This window comes from Streptococcus sp. CCH5-D3, from assembly GCF_001556435.1.
GTDB lineage: Bacteria > Bacillota > Bacilli > Lactobacillales > Streptococcaceae > Streptococcus.
In genome coordinates this window covers 1-442 of sequence record NZ_LSIW01000089.1, presented here as the reverse complement: position 1 = coordinate 442, position 442 = coordinate 1, and the positions used below count along the sequence as shown (strand labels likewise).

Annotated in this window: 1 protein-coding gene; it reads right to left on the bottom strand. The window is 43.7% G+C overall.

Annotated elements, in window-relative coordinates; genetic code table 11:
- The coding region (locus AX662_RS05880) for a hypothetical protein (RefSeq protein ID WP_231728416.1) at nt 1–442 on the bottom strand (442 nt) is incomplete at both ends.

The following is a 442-nucleotide window of genomic DNA, read 5'->3' as shown; positions in this document are numbered from 1 at the left end:
CATCGTTCATTGGCACACGGCTGTCGCCTTCAGTAAATTCAGGCTTACCTGTTTGAGTTTGACCTTGTTTACCTGTTGTTTCAGCTGGTGTTGCTGTTGGTGTTACTGGTGTCACAGTTGGTGTGTACTTCGTTGTGATTTCAGTACCGTTTTTATCAACACGTTTAACCGTTACGCCTGTACCTTCTCCAGTAAATGATTTTTCTGGCACGAAAGTTACTGTTCCATCTGGAGAAACGGTGTATGTTCCTTCGCCATCTACTGTCTTAGTGGTTGAGCCATCTTCAAAGGTAGCTGGAGTATCCTCATCGATTGGAACATTTGGATCACCTTCAGTGAAGGTTGGTTTACCTGTTTGAGTGGCACCTTGGATATCTGTCGTTGTTACATCTTCAGAAGTTGGAACGACTGGAGTAATCTTAGGTGTGTAAGTTGTTTCTAC